At 50.0% G+C, this 19769-nt stretch carries 19 protein-coding genes; 6 read left to right on the forward strand and 13 right to left on the reverse strand.

The window, feature by feature from the left end:
• The first annotated feature begins 291 nt into the window (after positions 1-291).
• From JM656_RS02205 to mtgA, 4 genes are all read left to right on the forward strand, one after another.
• Positions 292-1227, forward strand: a complete 936-nt coding sequence (locus tag JM656_RS02205; RefSeq protein WP_203359821.1) for a TIGR01212 family radical SAM protein — start codon at positions 292-294, stop codon at positions 1225-1227.
• Between the two features lie 170 nt (positions 1228-1397).
• The gene (gene arcB, locus JM656_RS02210; protein WP_203359822.1) at positions 1398-3734 is read left to right on the forward strand and encodes an aerobic respiration two-component sensor histidine kinase ArcB; all 2337 of its coding nucleotides are present in this window, start codon (positions 1398-1400) and stop codon (positions 3732-3734) included.
• 231 nt (positions 3735-3965) lie between these two features.
• A complete protein-coding gene (elbB, locus tag JM656_RS02215) occupies positions 3966-4619 on the forward strand; it encodes an isoprenoid biosynthesis glyoxalase ElbB (protein ID WP_203359823.1) in 654 nt (217 codons plus the stop codon).
• Positions 4616-5344, forward strand: a complete 729-nt coding sequence (gene mtgA / locus JM656_RS02220) for a monofunctional biosynthetic peptidoglycan transglycosylase (protein ID WP_203359824.1) — start codon at positions 4616-4618, stop codon at positions 5342-5344. The genes elbB and mtgA overlap by 4 nt, the downstream gene beginning before the upstream one ends.
• A gap of 117 nt (positions 5345-5461) precedes the next feature.
• Here mtgA and JM656_RS02225 read toward each other — a convergent pair whose 3' ends face one another.
• Genes JM656_RS02225 through JM656_RS02235 form a run of 3 tightly spaced genes read right to left on the reverse strand, consistent with a single transcriptional unit; the run spans position 5462 to position 9947 of the window.
• A complete protein-coding gene (locus JM656_RS02225; protein ID WP_203359825.1) occupies positions 5462-6748 on the reverse strand; it encodes a sigma-54 dependent transcriptional regulator in 1287 nt (428 codons plus the stop codon).
• Positions 6749-6750: 2 nt separating this feature from the next.
• Positions 6751-8718 (reverse strand): ATP-binding protein, encoded by a 1968-nt coding sequence (locus tag JM656_RS02230; RefSeq protein ID WP_203359826.1) that lies wholly within the window; start codon positions 8716-8718, stop codon positions 6751-6753.
• Positions 8715-9947 carry an ABC transporter substrate-binding protein gene (locus tag JM656_RS02235; RefSeq protein WP_304521081.1) on the reverse strand — a complete coding sequence of 411 codons (1233 nt, stop codon included), beginning with the start codon at positions 9945-9947 and terminating at the stop codon, positions 8715-8717. Before JM656_RS02235 ends, JM656_RS02230 begins: the two co-directional genes overlap by 4 nt.
• Positions 9948-10412: 465 nt before the next feature.
• Here JM656_RS02235 and JM656_RS02240 point away from each other — a divergent pair, with 465 nt between their 5' ends.
• The gene (locus JM656_RS02240) at positions 10413-11801 is read left to right on the forward strand and encodes an MFS transporter (protein WP_203359827.1); all 1389 of its coding nucleotides are present in this window, start codon (positions 10413-10415) and stop codon (positions 11799-11801) included.
• 66 nt (positions 11802-11867) lie between these two features.
• A complete protein-coding gene (locus tag JM656_RS02245; RefSeq protein ID WP_203359828.1) occupies positions 11868-12746 on the forward strand; it encodes a hypothetical protein in 879 nt (292 codons plus the stop codon).
• A 108-nt stretch (positions 12747-12854) separates the two neighbouring features.
• Here the strand turns inward: JM656_RS02245 and yrbL are convergent, their stop codons facing one another.
• The 10 genes from yrbL to kdsC all read right to left on the reverse strand — a co-directional run bounded on the left by yrbL (position 12855) and on the right by kdsC (position 19759).
• Positions 12855-13487 carry a PhoP regulatory network protein YrbL gene (gene yrbL, locus JM656_RS02250; protein WP_203359829.1) on the reverse strand — a complete coding sequence of 211 codons (633 nt, stop codon included), beginning with the start codon at positions 13485-13487 and terminating at the stop codon, positions 12855-12857.
• A 308-nt stretch (positions 13488-13795) separates the two neighbouring features.
• A complete protein-coding gene (gene npr / locus JM656_RS02255) occupies positions 13796-14068 on the reverse strand; it encodes a PTS phosphocarrier protein NPr (RefSeq protein WP_012135339.1) in 273 nt (90 codons plus the stop codon).
• A complete protein-coding gene (gene rapZ / locus JM656_RS02260) occupies positions 14065-14919 on the reverse strand; it encodes an RNase adapter RapZ (RefSeq protein ID WP_162379338.1) in 855 nt (284 codons plus the stop codon). Before rapZ ends, npr begins: the two co-directional genes overlap by 4 nt.
• A 45-nt stretch (positions 14920-14964) precedes the next feature.
• Positions 14965-15456, reverse strand: coding sequence for a PTS IIA-like nitrogen regulatory protein PtsN (gene ptsN / locus JM656_RS02265; RefSeq protein WP_162379339.1), 492 nt, complete (start codon positions 15454-15456; stop codon positions 14965-14967).
• A gap of 118 nt (positions 15457-15574) precedes the next feature.
• Complete coding sequence (gene hpf, locus JM656_RS02270; protein WP_192613636.1) at positions 15575-15862, reverse strand: ribosome hibernation promoting factor; 288 nt, start codon at positions 15860-15862, stop codon at positions 15575-15577.
• Between the two features lie 22 nt (positions 15863-15884).
• Positions 15885-17318 carry an RNA polymerase factor sigma-54 gene (rpoN, locus tag JM656_RS02275; RefSeq protein ID WP_203359830.1) on the reverse strand — a complete coding sequence of 478 codons (1434 nt, stop codon included), beginning with the start codon at positions 17316-17318 and terminating at the stop codon, positions 15885-15887.
• 47 nt (positions 17319-17365) lie between these two features.
• Complete coding sequence (gene lptB / locus JM656_RS02280; protein ID WP_203359831.1) at positions 17366-18091, reverse strand: LPS export ABC transporter ATP-binding protein; 726 nt, start codon at positions 18089-18091, stop codon at positions 17366-17368.
• 6 nt (positions 18092-18097) lie between these two features.
• On the reverse strand, positions 18098-18652 hold the full coding sequence (gene lptA / locus JM656_RS02285; RefSeq protein WP_203359832.1) for a lipopolysaccharide ABC transporter substrate-binding protein LptA: 555 nt from the start codon (positions 18650-18652) through the stop codon (positions 18098-18100).
• Positions 18621-19196 carry an LPS export ABC transporter periplasmic protein LptC gene (lptC, locus tag JM656_RS02290; protein ID WP_203359833.1) on the reverse strand — a complete coding sequence of 192 codons (576 nt, stop codon included), beginning with the start codon at positions 19194-19196 and terminating at the stop codon, positions 18621-18623. The genes lptA and lptC overlap by 32 nt, the downstream gene beginning before the upstream one ends.
• Positions 19193-19759, reverse strand: a complete 567-nt coding sequence (gene kdsC, locus JM656_RS02295) for a 3-deoxy-manno-octulosonate-8-phosphatase KdsC (protein WP_192613631.1) — start codon at positions 19757-19759, stop codon at positions 19193-19195. The genes lptC and kdsC overlap by 4 nt, the downstream gene beginning before the upstream one ends.
• Positions 19760-19769: the final 10 nt, after the last annotated feature.

A 19769-nucleotide genomic window follows, 5' to 3' on the forward strand; every position in this document is an offset into this window, starting at 1 on the left:
AGGGCTGTTGACCCCTATCTCAGCTTGATTAACCGTGAGAGTCAGCATTTTATGCTGGTTTATGGATGGCAGGCGTTTCATGATACTGTTTTTACCCTGAAGCCGTCAGAAGATGAAAAAAAGGGCTGAAGATAAGGAAAAGTAATTAAGACTATTTTGAATGAAATTTCGTTTATTTTGATTGATTATGCAATTGATAAAAGGCCGCCGTGACGATTGATCCAGGTCATCGCCGACAAGGGCTAAAAATGGCAGGCTTTGGCCTCTTTTCAAGGCGCGGTCTATCAGATTATGCAGTTACAGAAATTAGTCAATATGTTTGGTGGGGATCTTTCACGTCGTTATGGGCAAAAGGTTCATAAACTGACGCTGCACGGCGGGTTTAGCTGCCCAAACCGTGATGGCACCATCGGACGTGGCGGATGCACCTTCTGTAATGTCGCCTCTTTTGCCGATGAAGCGCAGCAGCATCACTCCATTGCTGAGCAACTCGCGCACCAGGCGAATCTGGTGAATCGCGCCAAACGTTATCTGGCCTATTTCCAGGCTTATACCAGCACCTTTGCTGAAGTACAGGTGCTGCGCTCGATGTATCAACAGGCGGTAAGTCAGGCCAGCATTGTGGGATTGTGCGTTGGAACGCGCCCGGACTGCGTCCCCGATGCTGTGTTGGATCTGCTGTGCGAATACAAAGACCAGGGCTATGAAGTCTGGCTGGAACTGGGGTTGCAAACCGCGAACGACAAAACACTACACCGCATCAATCGCGGTCATGATTTCGCCTGTTATCAACGCACCACTCAGCTTGCCCGTGAGCGCGGGTTAAAAGTCTGCTCGCACCTGATTGTCGGCCTGCCGGGAGAAGGGCAGAGCGAATGTTTGCAAACGCTGGAGCGTGTCGTGGAAACCGGCGTCGATGGCATTAAGTTGCACCCGCTACATATTGTTAAAGGCAGCATCATGGCGAAGGCGTGGGAAGCAGGGCGCTTAAGCGGTATTGCGCTGGAGGATTACACCGTTACCGCGGGCGAGATGATCCGCCATACACCGCCGGAGGTGATTTTCCACCGCATCTCTGCCAGCGCTCGTCGGCCAACGTTGCTTGCCCCGCTGTGGTGCGAAAACCGCTGGACCGGAATGGTGGAGCTGGATAAGTACCTGAATGAACACGGCGTACAGGGCTCGGCGCTGGGACGTAGCTGGGTGATGCCTGACAATGTGCGTTAAGATGTTGGAGGACGCAGCGCGTATGCGGGTGCGCAGGAAAACACAGACCGAATAAGGCGCTGGTGCCATCCGGCGTAAAAATGGCGCCATTCACGTATTTTTCACACATTCTTCAACGCCTTGCTCAGAATTGAGTATTATTGTGCCAGGTTGTCGTGAAGGAACCCTCTATGAAGCAAATCCGTATGCTGGCGCAGTACTATGTTGACCTGATGATGAAATTGGGTCTGGTGCGCTTTTCGCTGTTGTTAGCGCTGGCTTTGGTCGTGCTGGCTATTGTGGTGCAGATGGCTGTCACCATGGTACTGCATGGTCAGGTTGAAAGTATTGACGTTATCCGCTCGATCTTTTTCGGTCTGCTGATCACCCCCTGGGCAGTCTATTTCCTCTCTGTCGTGGTGGAACAACTGGAAGAGTCCAGGCAGCGTTTGTCGCGTCTGGTGCAAAAGCTGGAAGAGATGCGCGAACGCGATCTCAAGCTCAATGTGCAGTTGAAAGACAATATTTCCCAGCTTAATCAGGAGATTGCTGACCGCGAAAAAGCAGAAGCGGAACGGCACTCGACGTTTGAGCAGCTCAAGGTGGAAATTAAAGAGCGTGAACAGACGCAAATCCAGCTTGAACAGCAATCCTCCTTCTTACGTTCCTTCCTCGACGCTTCGCCGGATCTGGTTTTTTATCGTAATGAAGATAAAGAGTTTTCTGGCTGCAACCGTGCTATGGAACTGCTGACCGGGAAGAGCGAAAAGCAACTGGTCAATTTAAGACCTATCGATGTTTACTCGCCAGAGGCAGCGGAGAAGGTGATTGAAACGGACGAGAAAGTCTTTCGCCACAATGTTTCGCTGACCTATGAGCAATGGCTGGATTATCCCGACGGGCGCAAAGCCTGCTTTGAAATTCGCAAAGTCCCTTATTACGACCGCGTGGGTAAGCGCCACGGTCTTATGGGCTTTGGCCGCGATATTACCGAACGTAAGCGCTATCAGGATGCGCTGGAGCGCGCCAGCCGCGACAAAACGACGTTTATTTCGACCATCAGCCATGAGCTACGCACTCCGCTGAACGGTATTGTCGGCTTAAGCCGCATTCTGCTCGACACTGACCTGACGAGCGAGCAGGAAAAATACCTGAAAACTATCCATGTTTCAGCGGTGACGCTGGGCAATATTTTCAACGATATTATTGATATGGATAAGATGGAGCGGCGTAAGGTTCAACTGGATAACCAGCCGGTCGATTTCACCAGCTTTATGGCGGATCTCGAGAATCTCTCTGGTCTGCAGGCCCAGCAAAAAGGGCTGCGTTTTGTCCTTGAACCGACCTTGCCATTACCGCATAAGGTGATCACTGACGGTACGCGGTTGCGTCAGATCCTGTGGAATCTGATCAGCAATGCGGTGAAGTTCACCCAGCAAGGCCAGGTCACGGTGCGGGCCCGCTTTGATGAAGGGGATATGCTGCACTTTGAAGTCGAAGATTCCGGGATCGGTATCCCGCAGGACGAGCAGGATAAAATCTTCGCCATGTATTATCAGGTGAAAGACAGCCACGGCGGAAAACCGGCGACGGGCACCGGGATTGGCCTTGCTGTATCGCGCCGTCTGGCCAAAAACATGGGCGGTGATATTACAGTTTCCAGCCAGCCGGGCCACGGCTCTGTCTTTACGCTGACCGTGCACGCGCCCGCCGTTGCGGAAGAGGTCGAGGATGCGTTTGAGGAAAACGAATTACCGCTGCCGGCGCTTCATGTACTGCTGGTCGAAGACATTGAACTGAACGTGATTGTCGCGCGCTCGGTGCTGGAAAAGCTGGGTAACAGCGTGGATGTGGCGATGACCGGAAAAGCCGCACTGGAGATGTTTACCCCGGGTGAATACGATTTGGTGCTACTGGATATTCAATTGCCGGACATGACCGGACTGGATATCTCCCGAGAGCTCACCCAGCGCCATGCGCGGGAAGAGCTACCGCCGCTGGTGGCATTGACCGCCAACGTGCTGAAAGACAAAAAAGAGTACCTGGATGCGGGAATGGACGACGTGCTGAGCAAGCCGTTGTCAGTTCCGGCGCTAACGGCCATGATTAAAAAATACTGGGATACCCGTGATAAAGAGGAGAGCACTGTGACACCTGAAGAAAGCAGTAAATCGCAAGCGCTGTTAGATATCCCGATGTTAGAGCAGTACATCGAACTGGTTGGGCCGAAGTTAATTACCGACGGTCTGGCGGTGTTTGAGAAGATGATGCCGGGTTATTTAAGCGTGCTGGAATCCAATTTAACGGCGCGTGACAAAAAAGGTGTTGTTGAAGAAGGCCACAAAATTAAAGGTGCGGCGGGTTCCGTTGGCCTGCGCCATCTGCAACAGCTCGGTCAGCAAATTCAATCACCGGATCTCCCTGCCTGGGAAGATAACGTGGGTGAATGGATTGAAGAGATGAAACAGGAGTGGCAGCACGACGTCGCTGTACTGAAAGCCTGGGTGGCAAACGCTGGAAAAAAATGACCCCGGCTTGACCGGGGTGCGCGAACACTGCGCCAACACCAGGGAAATCGTGGCTGCGCCGTAAGTTATAGTAATGATTTACAAGGGCGCAGCCCTGTTTTTCAGGCCGCACGCAGTTAAGATAGCAACATCTTAAATATTTTGTTACACGAAACAGCGAAATGTGTGAAGCGTAGCATTTTTATTACAATTCTTAATGCGTTTCAGTCAGATGAGAAAAGGACGATGACGATGAAAAAAATTGGTGTAGTGCTCAGTGGCTGTGGTGTCTATGACGGTTCTGAAATTCATGAAGCCGTTTTGACTTTGCTGGCGATAGCCCGTAATGACGCTCAGGCCATCTGTTTTGCACCTGACAGGCAGCAAACGGATGTGATTAATCATCTGACTGGCGAAACGATGGCTGATTCACGCAATGTTCTGATTGAAGCGGCGCGTATTACGCGGGGCGATATTCACCCGCTGGCCCAGGCCGCTGCCAGCGACCTGGATGCGCTGATTGTCCCCGGTGGTTTTGGGGCAGCGAAAAACCTGAGTAATTTCGCCAGTCAGGGCAGTGAATGCCGGGTCGACAGCGATCTGGCGGCGCTGGCGGTGGCGATGCATCAGGCGGGTAAACCACTGGGATTCATGTGCATTGCGCCCGCGATGTTACCGAAAATTTTCGATTTTCCACTGCGCGTGACCATCGGTACCGATATTGATACGGCTGAAGTACTGGAAGATATGGGCGCAGAGCATGTGCCGTGCCCGGTCGACGATATCGTGGTGGATGAAGACAACAAGATTGTCACTACGCCCGCCTATATGCTGGCGCAGGATATTGCTCAGGCGGCACTCGGTATCGAAAAACTGGTGTCGCGCGTACTGGCTTTAACCGAATGAGTAAAGGGCACGGTATACCGCTGGCTATCCTAAAGCGCTTTTTCCTGCGCGCGGTTATCGTGCTGGTGGTTTTTTGGGGCGGCGGGATCGTGCTTTTCAGCGTGGTGCCTGTGCCCTTCTCGGCGGTCATGGTGGAACGGCAAATTGGCGCATGGTTGCAGGGCAACTTTGGCTACGTGGCACATTCCGACTGGGTTAGCATGGAAGAAATTTCTCCGTGGATGGGGCTGGCGGTGATTGCCGCAGAAGATCAGAAGTTCCCCGATCACTGGGGATTTGATATGGCTTCCATTGAGAAAGCGCTGGCGCACAATGAACGCAATGAGAACCGTATTCGTGGTGCTTCTACGTTATCGCAGCAGACCGCAAAAAACCTGTTCTTATGGGATGGCCGCAGTTGGGTGCGTAAAGGTCTGGAAGCCGGTTTAACATTAGGGATGGAAACGGTCTGGAGCAAGAGGCGCATTCTGACGGTTTACCTGAATATCGCGGAGTTTGGGGACGGAATTTTTGGCGTGGAAGCTGCCGCACAGCATTACTTTCACAAACCCGCCAGCCGGTTAACGATGTCGGAGGCGGCGCTTCTGGCCGCGGTGCTACCGAATCCGTTGCGGTTTAAAGCCAGTGCGCCATCAGGGTATGTGCGTAGCCGTCAGGCGTGGATCCTTCGCCAGATGCGCCAGCTAGGCGGAGAGTCATTTATGACCCGCCACCGTCTGCATTAAGCTAATGGCTGAATACGTGAATTGAACTACATACGTGTTTACGGCCCAGAATTTTTGATTAAAGGAATATATCAGAGCAAGTTTGAATTGCAGTTGTAGGGGTAAAGGACGCCCCGGTTATTCTTCTTCTTTTTTCACTCTTCCTGCTTTTTTTTCATAGCGGAAATCCATTTTATCAATCCCATACTTTTTCATCCTCAGATAGAGCTTTTTTCTTGGAATTTGGAAATAGTCGACGACGTCATTGATGCGCCCTTTATAGATATTGAGAGCATCGATAATAATCTGCCGTTCGTAGCTTTCGACGCGCTCATCCAGCGGTGTTGAATTGGCATCCATGACCTGGAGATTGGCGGAATCTTCAAGCATGAGCACTCCGACAGCCGCCAGTTCCGCAGCGTTGACCAACTCAATGATGTTACCCGGCCAGATTCGGGTCATCAGCCGTTTCATGAACGCTTTTCCCAGTAGTGGTGGTTGGCGGTTTAATCGCTTACAGGTAAGTGCCAGGTAATGATTGAATATCGGTTCAATGTCTCCAGGGCGCTGGCTCAGTGGAAGACATTCGATATGGGTGAGGGAAAAAAGATAATAGAGTTCTGCCGTAAGTTTCTGCGCCGCAGCCAATTCAGCTAGCGGCGTCTGGCTGATGACAACGAGGCGAAACGATCTGTCTTGTGGTCTTTCTTGTTGTTGGAGAAGGTAACGCTGATTTTCCAGCGTCAGGTGCTCAATATTTTTAAGCAACAGCGTGCCACCTTCGGCTGCCTTGACCCACTCCTCCAGCAGCTGTGTGCTATTCGCACTCAGCGTCTGGTTGATTAGCGAACTGTCTCTGCGGGAACTGAACTGATGAAGATACTGGGCTGACAGAGTTCTCCCGGTACCCGGCTCACCGTAAAAACAGACAGGGAGTGCTGTTTCCGCCAGTGTTTCTAATCGTTGACGTGTTTGACGTATCCAACTGCTGTCGCCGATTAAGTGCTGATTGAACTGAGATCTGCGCCATTTTTTCTGCTCCATATAGGCATTGCGTTCCTTCAGAGCCTTCTCAATCAGCATCAGGAGCTGTTCCGGATTAACGGGTTTTTGCAAAAAGTCGTAAGCGCCTTTTTTTACTGCTTCAACGGCCATCGGTACATCGCCGTGTCCGGTAATCATCAGAATGGGCAGGCTGGTGTCGATAGTCATCAGCTTTTCCAATAACACCATACCGGAAATGTCTGGCATGCAGACGTCGCAAACCACGATACCTGGCCATTCATTCTGAAGTAGCACTAATGCTTGTGTGGGATCGTTGCAGGTGCAAACTGAATGGCCTTCGCGCTGTAAGAGTTCACTGTAGGCCTGCAGGACGTCACTATCATCATCGATCAGCAGGATAGAAGGGGTATCGTTTGACATACTTAGGGCCTCCCGAAACGTAGAATAACCAGCGCATGGCGGTCCAGTGTTGACGCAATGTCCAACTCTCCCTGGCACTGATGCATAATGGAATGACTGATAGAAAGACCTATCCCCAGACCGACGGGTTTATCGGTGGTAAAGGGCATAAGGAGCCGATCGGCCAGTTGTAGCGGCCATCCCTTTCCGTTATCGGCAACGTAAAGCGTTAGTGTGGAGGCATGAACTTCGTAGTCAATGGTAATGGACGGAGGTTCGTTTTGGCGCGCTTCCAACGCGTTAGTAAATAGGTTGACCAGCACCTGCTGAATCAGGACGTCATCGCCGTAGACCGGAGGGAAGTCGCTTGGTTGGCTAAGGGTTGCCTTCAGCGGGCGATGCTTCAGCGCCAAAAGTTCCCATGATGATTCGATAACCTGTTGTAGATTTATGGCTTCACAGACAAGCTCACTATCACGGCGGCGTGCAAAGTTACGTAGTCGTTTAACGATGTTGTCAATGCGCTCGACCAGTGCCCGCATGGTTTCCACGTAATTTTTCACTGAGGCAACGTCTTGTTGCGCCAGCGCACGATCGGCGCTGAAGAGATACATGGACATCGCGTTCAGCGGTTGATTGATCTCATGCGCGAGCGTTGTCATGGTTTGACCAACTACGGCCAGCTTGGCTGTTTGGATCAATTCGCTTTGTGCAGTACGCAGATGTTTTTCAGTGGCGATCCGTTCGCAGATTTCTAGTTCCAACTGGCGCTGCTGCTGGTTTATTTGCTCAATTGTTTGGCGTAGTAAGTTAGCGATTCTGCCGAGTTCATCAGTGCCGGACACGGTAATATCAGCGTTCAGTTCCCCATTGCTAAGTTTGACGACGGCGTCATTGAGTTGCCTGAATCGGCGGATCATTCTGGGACGAATATAAAAATAGTTTACCAGGATCACGAATAGCAGAGCTGTCACCATTGCAGCAAAGATCAGCAACCCGCTAATTTGCATTATTTTTTCTAATCTCAGGTTGAATGTTTGCAACTGCTGGTGGCTGTTCCCCAACTGCATTTCCAATTGTCCGCGTATTTGCATCAGCACACGCTCTTTTTCTCTGATGGTACTCTCTAGTGTCTGTTGAGCCTGCTGCCTGGTCGCCAAAGTCCCAGGCAGATAGTTTTGCTGTGTGCCAAGTTCCAGCAGCGAATAAACAGTCTGGTGCAGTGTGATCGTACTTGAATAAACGGACAATGCGCGAACGTTTTCATCAACGCTGTGTTTCAAATAGTTGAGGTAGTTTATGTGTTGGTTTAATGATTCATTTTCTGCGTCGTTAGTGTTAGCGATTTCTTTTAGGGTGTCGACGATTTGGGCTTCTATGTGGGAGAGTGTGAAGACCAACTGCAGTTCATCCTGCACGCCATGAAGCGATTTTTGTAGTATTTGGTTTTCGCGGCGATCTTTTTCCCGACTAAGTTGATTGAGCAGGGATGACTGTTGCCAGCTTAAATCTTGGGTTAGCGAGTTCAACTCGGTGTTGAAATCATCATGCAACCAATTGATTCTAGATGAAATGATATCGAGTTTTTCCTTTTCCTGGTTATTGTCATATAACGCTTTATCCAGGTTGTCGAGCAGTTTGCGGCTATTGATGACCTGTTGGCTCAGTGCATTTTGGTGCTGAGGGTCCAGATGTGGGCTTATTGCCTGAATTTTTTGCAGTCGTTGTTCAATCTGCATTCTGACCTGCATGCGGCTGTTGGTGTTGTTAGTCTGTTGTAGTTCATTGAACTCGTTAACGAGTGCCGTCAGGTTCTCTTCAAACAGAAATGATGCCTGAATCCGGGGAAAGTAGTCATCGAGCGCATAGCGTACCTGGGAATTCTGTTCATGCCATGAGTAAAGACTGACTACGCTGACGAACAGCGTCAGGATTGCGCTGAAAGCGAACGCCAGTCGTAAGCTCGTACCAATGGTGAGCAACCGCTTCATTTTAATAACTCAATTTGTGTCATCGCCTGTTGCTGCTGGTGCTGAAAAAATTGTTGCCATGCCATCATCTGCGTTTCTCGAAATCCCGACTTCTGTTCGAATTGCCATAAATAATCCGGATCGGCGGCCTGCTCTGGCGAAACAGGAACTGCGGTCAGCAAACCCCGAATTTCCGGAAGTGGGTGTTTCAGCCTCTTCTCTGCTGCGTACAACGCCTTCCAGGCATCCTGAAGTTGGGTAAGACGGAAGGTGATCGCGTTATCAAACATAAGCTGTATCAGTTTCTGGCGCTGCATGATCAGCGGATAATCAAGAGAGGGTGATGAGAACAGTTGCGACTGTTGTTCTGCCTGCGGGTTATCGGACGGTAATGGGTAAACGGGGTATTTTCCCGAGTCGGAATCGCTGAGAGCCTGTTGCCCTTTTGGACTCAGCAGAAAATTGATAAAACGTCCAGCTTCCTGCGGATGCTTGCTGTCATAGGTTATGGCAGTGAACATAGGGGCTGCGCGAGAGGTCGGAAAATATATGAAGTGTAAAGACGGATTGTTTAGCAACACGTTCGCGTAGTTATCGATCACCGGCCCTACATCTCCAAGCCCGTTGCTTATCTTGTTGGCGACGCCGAAACTGCGCGATGAAATGGTTGCCAGATTGCCACCAATCTTCAACAAGGTATTCCAGCCTTCTCGCCACCCTTGTTGTTGCAACAGATCTTCGATCATCAGGTGCGTGGTATCTGAGCGTGATGGGCTACTCATCAGCAACGTTCCCTGATATCGCGATTGGCTCAGCGCTGCCCAGGTGGTCGGCATTGGTTCGTTTTTTTCTTCCAGGCGATTTACGTTCATTAAAATACCATAACCGGAAATGGCGACGGCGACGGTGGTCGCCCGGATGGATTCCGGCACCAGCTTCCGGCTGGTCTCCATCGTATTGTTAAACGGCTGGAGGTGGTTTTTACTTTGCAATCGCTGCAATAACATAGGGGATGAACTCAACACCAAATCGATATTTTCGCCCAATGGATTTTCAAGCAGGCGCTCAATAGACGAACTGGTACGGTTCAATGTGCGGATTTTGACGGCCTGCGGCTGCTTTTGCCATTGATTGATAATATGTTCCGTCGCTTCCGATGAGAGCGTTGTGGCGATCACCAGTTCGTCTGCGGAGGCGACGCTGGCGTACAAGAAACAACCTAATAGCACTCTTTGTAAAACGTAAATCATTTCGGAGTATAACCCTGATAAGCTTATGATGTTTTTTTGTTTTCTGGCTGCTTTATTATCGGACAACGACTACAGGTAAAATATGTGACTGCTCTCAAAATTATAAAATAATAGATAATGAACTCATTTTTTTGTATTGAACCTTATATTGCACATTATTGATTAAGCTGTTGTGATAATCCAGTATGTAAACGCATTATGGGAAATAATTGGCATATGTGGATTTCTTTTTTGAGTTATTTTTGACTCATTATTGGCATATTGTACTTTGCACCGCCTTTCTTCATTATCAGCATGGCCATTGAACTTGGTTATGGTCGGTTAATGTCAAATGTGAAAATTAATGCTGGCAGTCAGAAAAAATAACTGAGAGTTTCTGAAGTGATTTTTATCGAACGGCATTTTGTATTTTCACATAAAGCAAGTGTTATCTATGTTAACCCTATGAAAATAGGAAGGTGATCTATGCTCTCTTTATTAAAGCCAAAAGTGGCCACGCATAAAGTGCCGGATAACGAAATTAAAAATACCTATAATCGTTATCGTATGCAGGCGCTTTTTAGCGTATTTATCGGCTATCTCTCTTATTATATTGTCAGAAATAACTTCGTACTTTCCACACCCTATCTAAAACAGGAATTGAATCTGTCCGCCACGCAAATCGGCCTGCTTAGTAGTTGTATGCTGATAGCTTATGGTATTAGTAAAGGTATTATGAGTAGTCTGGCGGATAAAGCAAATCCCAAAGTTTATATGGCCGTGGGGTTGGTACTTTGTGCGTTGGTTAACTTAGCGCTCGGTTTCAGTTTTGCCTTCTGGATGTTTGCTGGGTTAGTCATACTGAATGGCTTCTTTCAGGGGATGGGGGTCGGCCCATCGTTTATCACCATCGCTAACTGGTTCCCGCGTAAAGAGCGCGGTATTGTCGGCGCGGTCTGGAATATTTCTCACAACGTCGGTGGTGGTATTGTTGCACCCATTGTCGGTTGTGCTTTCGCGCTGGTAGGGACAGAGCACTGGAAAATCGCTACTTACGTTGTTCCGGCCGTGGTTGCTGTTGTGATGTCGGCAGTTGTATTGATGTCAGGGAAAGGCTCTCCAGTTAGCGAAGGGTTACCACCTTTGAGCACTATTGTTCCGGATGATATCACCGTCAAAGCAAAAGATGATCGCGCACCAGAAGATATGAGTTCATGGCAGATTTTTTGTACTTACGTGCTTAAAAACAAAAATGCCTGGTTTGTTTCCTTTGTTGATGTTTTCGTTTATATGGTTCGTTTCGGTATTATCAGCTGGTTACCGATTTACCTATTAAGCGTTAAGCATTTCACCAAAGCGGAAATGAGTACTGCATTTCTGATTTTTGAATGGGCAGCGATCCCTACTACGCTGTTGGCGGGTTGGTTGAGCGATAAGCTGTTCCGTGGTCGTCGTATGCCGCCAGCTATCATCAGCATGGTTTTAATATTTTTCTGCCTGCTGGGTTACTGGAAGAGTGACTCTTTACTGAGTATTACTATTTTCGCTGCCTGTGTCGGTTGTCTTATTTATGTACCACAGTTCCTGGCATCAGTGCAGACGATGGAGATTGTTCCAGGTTTCGCAGTCGGTTCCGCCGTCGGCTTGCGTGGTTTTATGAGTTATATCCTTGGCGCGTCGTTGGGAACGAGTCTGTTTGGCGTCATGGTTGATCACGTAGGTTGGGATGGGGGTTTTTACCTACTGCTTGTCGGCGTCATATTTTGCATCATTTTTTGCGTTCTAACGCACTTCGGCGCTCTGGAGCTGGAACGTCAGCGGCAGAATGAAGGTGAACGCACTGACCTTAAGGACCTTCAGACCGAGAGAAACTAACTCTTAATGAGGTTTGCTCAATATGTAAACCTCGCTATTTCTTTTATCCTTATTCAAGAGGGAATAATGATGTTGAAGAAGATCGGTCTTTTTTCGTTGGCCCTGCTATCCGCATCTTTCGCATCAGCGGAAGATCATGCGTTGAATGCGACAGAGTTATCACGTTTTCCCATTGAGGTGGCACGTCAGGGCGTTGCAGTCGATGCCAGCTATATTTACGCCATTGATGACAAAACTATTGCTAAGTACCCGAAAAAGGGCAGTAGCAACCCACTTTCTGTATGGCATGGGAAGGAAGGCGATAATATCAAACACTTCAACTCCTGTTACGCACAAGACAACGTTTTATATTGTTCGCACTCCAACTATTCCAGCAGGCCGGTGTTAAGCTCAATGGAAATGTTTAGTACCAACGATATGTCTCACGTTGGCAATCACAGCTTTGGTTTTATGGGATTCAACTACGGTTCAGTAACCTGGGTTTTTCCTTATCGCGGTTACTGGTGGGCCGGATTCGCCAACTATGACGAAAAAGGAACCGAGGCTGGGAAAGATCATAACTATACGGCGCTGGTCAAATTTGATAACGAAGGTCGCGTACTGGAGAGTTGGGCTTTTCCATCGAACGTTTTGGAAAAAATGGCGCCGAAGAGTAGTTCCGGCGGCGGTTGGGGTCCTGACGGCCTGTTATACGTTACGGGTCACGACGCCAAAGAACTCTATGTTTTGCGGCTGCCGGAAACGGGTTCAATACTGGAGTACGTGACTACCATCAACGTGCCATTTGAAGGGCAGGCCTGGGCCTGGGATCGTAGCTCACCAGAGCGGATTATTTATGGCATCACCCGCAACAGCAAAGAAGTGATCGTAAGTAAAATACCCAGTATTCCCGCGGAGTTGCTAAAACCGCAAAAGTTAGTGAAGTCCGTAGACGCAATGAAGTGATGGATTGAGATAGTGCATTGGTTTGCCGATATTATGGCAAACCAATGCCGATAAGGTTAGTCCATAAACCTTCAAGTTCGAACATAGCTTAACCCGCGTTTGGTTGAGTTACGCTTCGCGGGAAGACAGGGCCAGCGTGTTTCTGTCTTTCGACGGCACGTCTTTCTTCAGCGCTACCGCGAGTGCGGGTTGGGCGATAAACCGCTCCCACAATCTTTCCTGTTTACGCTCACAGAACCACTTCGACCAGGTCGCCAGTGGGATAAACGTACTCTCTCCGATATTGTCGCAAATCACCGGGATCACCTCTGATTCGCTGATGCGATGACACAGAATATTCTGCGGCTTCAGGGTCATGGTGACAATACGGTTGTCACGCAAATAGCGTTTGAGTTTTTTCAGGAGTTGACGCAAGACAACGGCGTCTTCTTCATAGCGGCACTGGGCAGCAAACTCCGTCAACGTGACGGATGGTTTGCCGTCAAAGTCGGCGATGACATCGTAGACGTAACCTGTGCCACAATCGGTTTCCACCGTACCGTAATAGCGTGGAATACCGCTCCAGTCTTTCAGGTGGCGTGACAGGTGCGCGTAGTATTTCAGCTCGCGTCGGGTTTCTTTATCGCCGCCATCCCCATTGTGGTAGACGACTTTAATACAACGCTGGGCATCATCCGGATGCGCATAACATTTACGATGTCTTCCGGTGCCCAGTGGGATCTGTTGGGATAAACGTATCATGAGATCTCTGGAAATGTTTGCTGACATAAATCCAGTATGACCTTCCAACTTAAATGAATCCTAAACGATCAGTCTTAAGGTTTTCTTAATATTGTTATAGGGCAAAAAAGAGCACTAAATGTACAAATAATGTCTGAATGTAACAGTAAATAGGGGAGGGCACTACGAAGGAGATGAACATCGCAGGTTTGCCGAAGGGGGCGAACCGTATCCGTGTGTATACAGGCAGTCCAGCCCGGTAAGCTTATACATACCGGGCTGGACGGTGTTTTTCGGGAGATATGACGCTATTGCAGAGGAACGCCTGGTTAGTCTTCGTCGAATCCTGAATTGAACAGCGCGATGACTGCCGCCAGCGCTTCTACTTCCTGGGGACCGGTGGCTTCGATTTCGATCTGGCGTCCTTTCGCTGAGTCCAGCATCAGGAGTGCAATCACACTGTTTGCTTCAGCCTCAGTACCTTCATCGTTGCGTAACAATACTTCAGCTTCAAAACCCTGCATTAATTCAAAGAGTTTCATTGCTGGCCGGGCATGCATACCCAGCTTATTCGTGACTTCAACAGTCTGCTTCACGGTCATGTTTTGCGTTTTTCCAGCGTGCGATGGCGTGACTGCACGTTCTTGCCGCGAGAACGGAAGTAGTCTGCCAGCTGCTCTGCAATATACACCGAACGGTGTTTCCCGCCAGTACAACCAATGGCTACGGTGAGGTAGCTGCGGTTGTTTGTCTCCAGCATCGGTAACCATAGCTCAAGATAGCTGCGAGTCTGATAAATAAAATTGTGTACTTCTGTGTGCCGGTCGAGGAACGCGGCAACCGGTTTATCCAGGCCCGTCATTGGGCGCAGTTTCGGGTCCCAGTGCGGGTTAGGCAGGAAACGTACGTCAAACACATAATCCGCATCAATCGGAATACCGTGCTTGAAGCCGAAAGACTCGAAGACCATCGTCAGTTCGCGCTCACGTTTACCCAGCAGACGAGTTCGTAACATCTCTGCCAGTTCATGCACCGACATTTCGGATGTATCAACGATCAGATCTGCACGGGAACGCAAGGGCTCCAGCAAATCACTCTCTTCATCAATGGCGCTTTCCAGCGACAGATTCTTGCTGGATAGCGGGTGCAGGCGGCGCGTGTCGCTGTAACGGCGAATTAGCGTGTTGCGATCGGCATCGAGAAACAACAACTGAGGGGAGAAGGCATCCGGCAGGTTGTTCATTGCCTGCTCGAAAATCTCCGGTGATTCCGGCATGTTGCGCACATCGATGCTGACGGCCGCAGAAATCTGGCGATCGGCCAGTGTTCGGGCCAGATCGGGCAACAGCACTACGGGAAGGTTATCCACGCAGTAAAAACCCATATCTTCCAGCGCACGCAGGGCGACAGACTTACCTGACCCTGAACGACCGCTGACGATCATCAGTACCATGTACCGTTTCTCCTCACAACGACATAAAGAGATGCCATTGGGTTGTTATGCTTCATCCTGTTCACCTTCGGTGTCAGTGATGATTTTATAGAGTTCTTCGTCACTTTGGGCTGAACGCAGGCGGCGGCAGATGGTTTTATCCGCCAGACGTTTCGCCACCAAAGACAGCGTATGCAAATGCGTTTTGGTTTGGTCGGCGGGAACAAGCAGGGCGAAAAGCAGATCGACAGGCTGATTATCTATGGCGTCGAAAGCAATAGGCGTTTCGAGTTGTACGAACACGCCGACAGCGCGTAACGTATCTTCTTCCAGCTTCCCGTGTGGGATTGCAATGCCATTACCAATCCCTGTACTGCCCATTTTTTCACGCGTCAGAATGGCTTCAAAAACCACCTGAGAGGGTAGGCTTAGCTGTTTTGCCGCCAGTTCGCTGATAATTTCCAGCGCGCGTTTTTTGCTTTGGCAGTGGACACCACTGCGCGTACATTCCTGGTTAAGTACACTGCTCAGTTGTAGAGTCGAATCGTTATTTATCATAATTTCACCTAAGAACCTGCCCCATCCAACTGACGGTTCAGATTCGGAGCGCTAACTGTACAAATGGCCTGTTGTGCTTCACAACAGGCCGTCCTGCACCCGTTAACTGCCCGGACAATTAGTGTTGTTTCAGTTTATCTTTATGTTTCGTTAATTGCCGGGCCAGTTTATCAATCAATCCGTCAATAGCGGCATACATATCCTGACCTTCGGCACTGGCATGAATCTCGCCGCCGTTCACATGTAGTGTCGCATCCGAGGTGTGGGTCACTTTCTCCACTTTCAACACAATGTAGACCTGATTAATCCGGTCAAAATACTGTTCAAGCTTAGCGAACTTGCCTGAAATAAACTCGCGCAAAGCTTCAGTAATTTCGACGTTATTTCCAGTGATGTTGAGCTGCATAGTGTCTTCCTTATCGGTTGGGTCAAACCAGTTGTTTGCGCTGGTTAGACGGCGGAATGGATAAAGACTCTCGGTACTTCGCAACGGTACGGCGCGCCACCATGATACCTTGTTCTGACAGCATAGAGGTTAACTTGCTGTCGCTCAGTGGTTTCGCGGGGTTTTCCGCAGCAATTAACTTCTTCACCAGCGCCCGTATTGCCGTGGACGAGGCTTCGCCGCCGCCTTCGGTATTGACGTGGCTGGAAAAGAAATATTTCAGTTCAAAAATTCCACGCGGGCTGTGCAGATACTTCTGCGTGGTCACACGGGAAATTGTCGACTCATGCATTTCGACGGCCTGGGCGATATCCGCCAGCACCATCGGTTTCATAAACTCTTCGCCCTGCTCAAAAAAGGCTTGTTGCTGCTCAACGATACAGCGGCTGACGCGCAGCAATGTATCGTTACGGCTTTCCAGACTTTTGATCAGCCACTTCGCATCCTGAAGATTGCTACGGATAAACTGGCTGTCAGCATCGTTACGCGCGCCATTGCACATGGCGGCATAGTGCTGATTGATCTGCAAACGCGGAATGCTGTCGCTGTTCAGTTCCACTGTCCAGTGATCGTTATGTTTACGGACCAGCACATCAGGGATCACGTATTCAGGCTCGCCTGTCTGGATCGACTGTCCGGGCCTGGGATCGAGCGACTGAATAAGATTGACCGCTTCTTTGAGCACCTCTTCCTTCAGGCGGGTGACGCGCATCAATGAGCGAAAATCGTGATTGGCCAGCAGATCAAGGTGATCGCTGATGATCAGACGTGCCTCTTGCAGCCAGGGGGTAGCGTTGTCGAATTGCGAAAGTTGGATCAGCAAACAGTCGCGAAGATCTTTTGCCGCCACGCCGACAGGATCAAAACGCTGAATGCGTTTAAGTACCGCTTCGACTTCATCAAGGTCAACCTCTTCGTCACCCATGCTCTCGAGGATCTCATCCAGCGAGACGGTGAGATAGCCGGTTTCGTCTACCGCATCGACGATAGACGTGGCGATTGCCCGGTCGGTGTCCGAGAACGGCGTAAGTTCAACCTGCCACATCAGGTAATCCTGGAGCGACTGGGTGGTTTCACCCTGATAGACCGGCAGCTCATCGTCGATATAGTCGCCACTGGGACCGGACGGCGTTCCTGCGGTGTAGATTTCATCCCAACTGGCATCAAGCGGCAGCTCTTCCGGCATCTCTTTTTGTTCGAGTGCGTCTGCGGTGTCCAGGGTTTCGCTGTCCTGAGTTTCCTGGGTGTCGATTTCTTCGTGAAGATCGGTTTGCTCGAGCAGTGGATTACTTTCCAGCGCTTGCTGAAGTTCTTGCTGAAGTTCCAGCGTGGACAACTGCAACAGGCGGATAGCCTGTTGTAGTTGAGGCGTCATTGCCAGTTGTTGGCTGAGCCTGAGTTGCAAACCTTGCTTCATGTTCAGAGTGATTTTCTCCCGCTATGACGTCGCAATCTTCTACCCTATCAGAGTCTGAAGTCTTCCCCAAGGTATACACGTTTAACGTGATCGTCTTGCAGGATTTCAGTCGGTGTACCGTGCGCGATGAGATGTCCCTGGCTCACGATATATGCGCGCTCGCAGACCGCCAGCGTTTCACGGACGTTATGGTCGGTGATCAATACGCCGAGTCCGCTGTCGCGCAGATGCTCAATGATGCGTTTAATATCGATAACGGAAATGGGGTCAACACCCGCAAAAGGTTCATCCAGCAGGATAAATTTAGGGTTTGCCGCCAGCGCACGGGCGATTTCCACACGACGGCGTTCACCACCGGAGAGCGACTGCCCCAGGTTGTCACGCAGGTGCTCGATGTGAAATTCTTCCATCAGCTCATTGGCTCTGTCTTCGCGCTGTTCGTTCGACAGATCGTCACGGATTTGCAACACCGCCATCAGGTTATCAAATACGCTCAGGCGACGGAAAATGGAGGCTTCCTGCGGCAGATAACCAATACCGCGGCGCGCACGCGCATGCAGCGGCAGCAGGCTGATATCTTCGTCATCAATAATGATGTTGCCTGCATCGCGCGACACGATGCCCACGACCATATAAAAGGTCGTGGTTTTGCCCGCGCCGTTCGGGCCGAGAAGACCCACGATCTCCCCGGAGTTGACGGTCAGACTGACATCTTCCACCACCCGGCGGCCCTTATAGGCCTTTGCAAGATTCTTTGCAGTTAATGTTGCCATAACGAATTAGTTACCCTTCTTCTGTGCCGGGGCCTGGCCTTTGTTTTTGTCTTGCAGTTGCGACGGAACCAGAACTGTGGTCACACGTTTGCCTTTTTCACTAAAGGCCTGCATTTTTTGCTCTTTCACCAGATAGGTGATCTTGTCGCCGGTAATGTTGCTGTCGAGCTGCTCCAGGTAGGCGTTTCCGGTGAGGATGACGAAATCTTTTGCCAGCTCATAATGCATTTTCGAGGCGCGGCCTTTTACCGGCTTACCGTTGTCCTGCATCTGATAGAAGGTGGCAGGGTTGCCGAAGCCATCAATCACCTCTTTGCCATCTTCACCGCCCGGACGGGTAACGACCACTTTATCAGCATTAATTTTGATGGTGCCCTGGGTGACAATGACGTTACCGGTGAAGGTGACGACATTGCCCTGCATGTCCAGGGACTGCTGGTCCGATTCAATATGAATCGGCTGCTCGGTATCGCCCGTGACGGCGAACGCAGGAATGCTGGCGGCCAGAAGTGAGCTGGCAAGCACAAGATTAAGGCTGAGTTTGTTTTTTTGGAATTTCATAGGAGGTTCTAACCTTTTCAATCAGCTCGGCGTTCTTGCTGCGTAAGTTGCCGCGCATTTTCAGTCCGCTGGAGTTAAATGTTGTTCCGTATAACGTCACGAGATCGTCAGAGGTAACATCCTGCGTTACCAGATTGATCTTTGCGTTATCGGTCGTAATTCTGCGTAGTTGAGAGTCAGGCACCAACGCGTTGACTTCAACGTGGCCGTAGAGATACAGCATCCGGTCATCGGTCAATTTGGCTTTGTCGGCCTTAATCGACCAGGTCGGGACTTTATCCTTATCAAAGGTAGTTAACACCGGGCGGGTAAACCACGAAACCGCCTGATCTGAATAGTATTCAACATGTTGAGCAATGAGGCGATAGTTTAGTGCCCCCTCAGGACTGTATACGACGCTATCCGTATGCTCACTTTTATAAGTTGGGTCGCTGTTATTCACGACAACCTGGGGTGCATCGTCTTTATCGGCCAGATTGATACCGATAAGCACCAGAATGGCCAACGACAGCACAATGATAACCCAACGTCTGGTTTTACTCATATCGATTGCCCTTTGGCCTCATCCAGTTTGCCTTGTGCCAATAATAATAAATCGCAAACCTCACGCACGGCGCCGCGACCTCCGTCAATACGCGTCACGTAATCGGCGCGCGGAATCAATAATGGGTGAGCATCCGCCACGGCAACGCTCAGTCCCACTTTTTCCATCACCGGCCAGTCGATCAGATCATCACCGACGTAGGCGACGTTTTCTGGCGCCACGCCCAGTTTATTCAGCAGATCGGCAAACGCGACCAGCTTGTCTGACTGACCCTGATAAAGATGCGTGATCCCAAGTGTGGCACAGCGATCTTCTACAAGTTTAGCTTTTCGTCCGGTAATAATGGCAACCTCAATACCGGAAGTGAGTGCGCAACGAATACCGTAGCCATCACGGACGTTGAAGGCCTTCAGCTCTTCACCGTTATTGCCCATATAAATCAGACCGTCAGACAGTACGCCATCCACATCGAGGATGAGAAGACGGATGTTTTCCGCCCTGGCGATAACCTGAGTGCTGACGGGTCCATAACAGGTCGCAAGCGACGCACCTGCTGTACTCATTTTTATTATC

It is taken from the genome of Citrobacter sp. R56, from assembly GCF_016811995.1.
Classification (GTDB): domain Bacteria; phylum Pseudomonadota; class Gammaproteobacteria; order Enterobacterales; family Enterobacteriaceae; genus Citrobacter_D; species Citrobacter_D enshiensis.

Excerpts from the sequence above, each read along its gene's own strand:
- mtgA (WP_203359824.1), top strand. The coding sequence starts at position 4,616 with ATGAGTAAAGGGCACGGTATACCGCTGGCTATCCTAAAGCGCTTTTTC.
- ptsN (WP_162379339.1), bottom strand. The coding sequence starts at position 15,456 with ATGATAAATAACGATTCGACTCTACAACTGAGCAGTGTACTTAACCAG.
- elbB (WP_203359823.1), top strand. The coding sequence starts at position 3,966 with ATGAAAAAAATTGGTGTAGTGCTCAGTGGCTGTGGTGTCTATGACGGT.
- JM656_RS02240 (WP_203359827.1), top strand. The coding sequence starts at position 10,413 with ATGCTCTCTTTATTAAAGCCAAAAGTGGCCACGCATAAAGTGCCGGAT.
- JM656_RS02230 (WP_203359826.1), bottom strand. The coding sequence starts at position 8,718 with ATGAAGCGGTTGCTCACCATTGGTACGAGCTTACGACTGGCGTTCGCT.
- JM656_RS02235 (WP_304521081.1), bottom strand. The coding sequence starts at position 9,947 with ATGATTTACGTTTTACAAAGAGTGCTATTAGGTTGTTTCTTGTACGCC.
- rapZ (WP_162379338.1), bottom strand. The coding sequence starts at position 14,919 with ATGGTACTGATGATCGTCAGCGGTCGTTCAGGGTCAGGTAAGTCTGTC.
- arcB (WP_203359822.1), top strand. The coding sequence starts at position 1,398 with ATGAAGCAAATCCGTATGCTGGCGCAGTACTATGTTGACCTGATGATG.
- JM656_RS02245 (WP_203359828.1), top strand. The coding sequence starts at position 11,868 with ATGATGTTGAAGAAGATCGGTCTTTTTTCGTTGGCCCTGCTATCCGCA.
- JM656_RS02205 (WP_203359821.1), top strand. The coding sequence starts at position 292 with ATGCAGTTACAGAAATTAGTCAATATGTTTGGTGGGGATCTTTCACGT.
- lptC (WP_203359833.1), bottom strand. The coding sequence starts at position 19,196 with ATGAGTAAAACCAGACGTTGGGTTATCATTGTGCTGTCGTTGGCCATT.
- kdsC (WP_192613631.1), bottom strand. The coding sequence starts at position 19,759 with ATGAGTACAGCAGGTGCGTCGCTTGCGACCTGTTATGGACCCGTCAGC.
- hpf (WP_192613636.1), bottom strand. The coding sequence starts at position 15,862 with ATGCAGCTCAACATCACTGGAAATAACGTCGAAATTACTGAAGCTTTG.
- JM656_RS02225 (WP_203359825.1), bottom strand. The coding sequence starts at position 6,748 with ATGTCAAACGATACCCCTTCTATCCTGCTGATCGATGATGATAGTGAC.
- rpoN (WP_203359830.1), bottom strand. The coding sequence starts at position 17,318 with ATGAAGCAAGGTTTGCAACTCAGGCTCAGCCAACAACTGGCAATGACG.
- yrbL (WP_203359829.1), bottom strand. The coding sequence starts at position 13,487 with ATGATACGTTTATCCCAACAGATCCCACTGGGCACCGGAAGACATCGT.
- lptB (WP_203359831.1), bottom strand. The coding sequence starts at position 18,091 with ATGGCAACATTAACTGCAAAGAATCTTGCAAAGGCCTATAAGGGCCGC.
- lptA (WP_203359832.1), bottom strand. The coding sequence starts at position 18,652 with ATGAAATTCCAAAAAAACAAACTCAGCCTTAATCTTGTGCTTGCCAGC.
- npr (WP_012135339.1), bottom strand. The coding sequence starts at position 14,068 with ATGACCGTGAAGCAGACTGTTGAAGTCACGAATAAGCTGGGTATGCAT.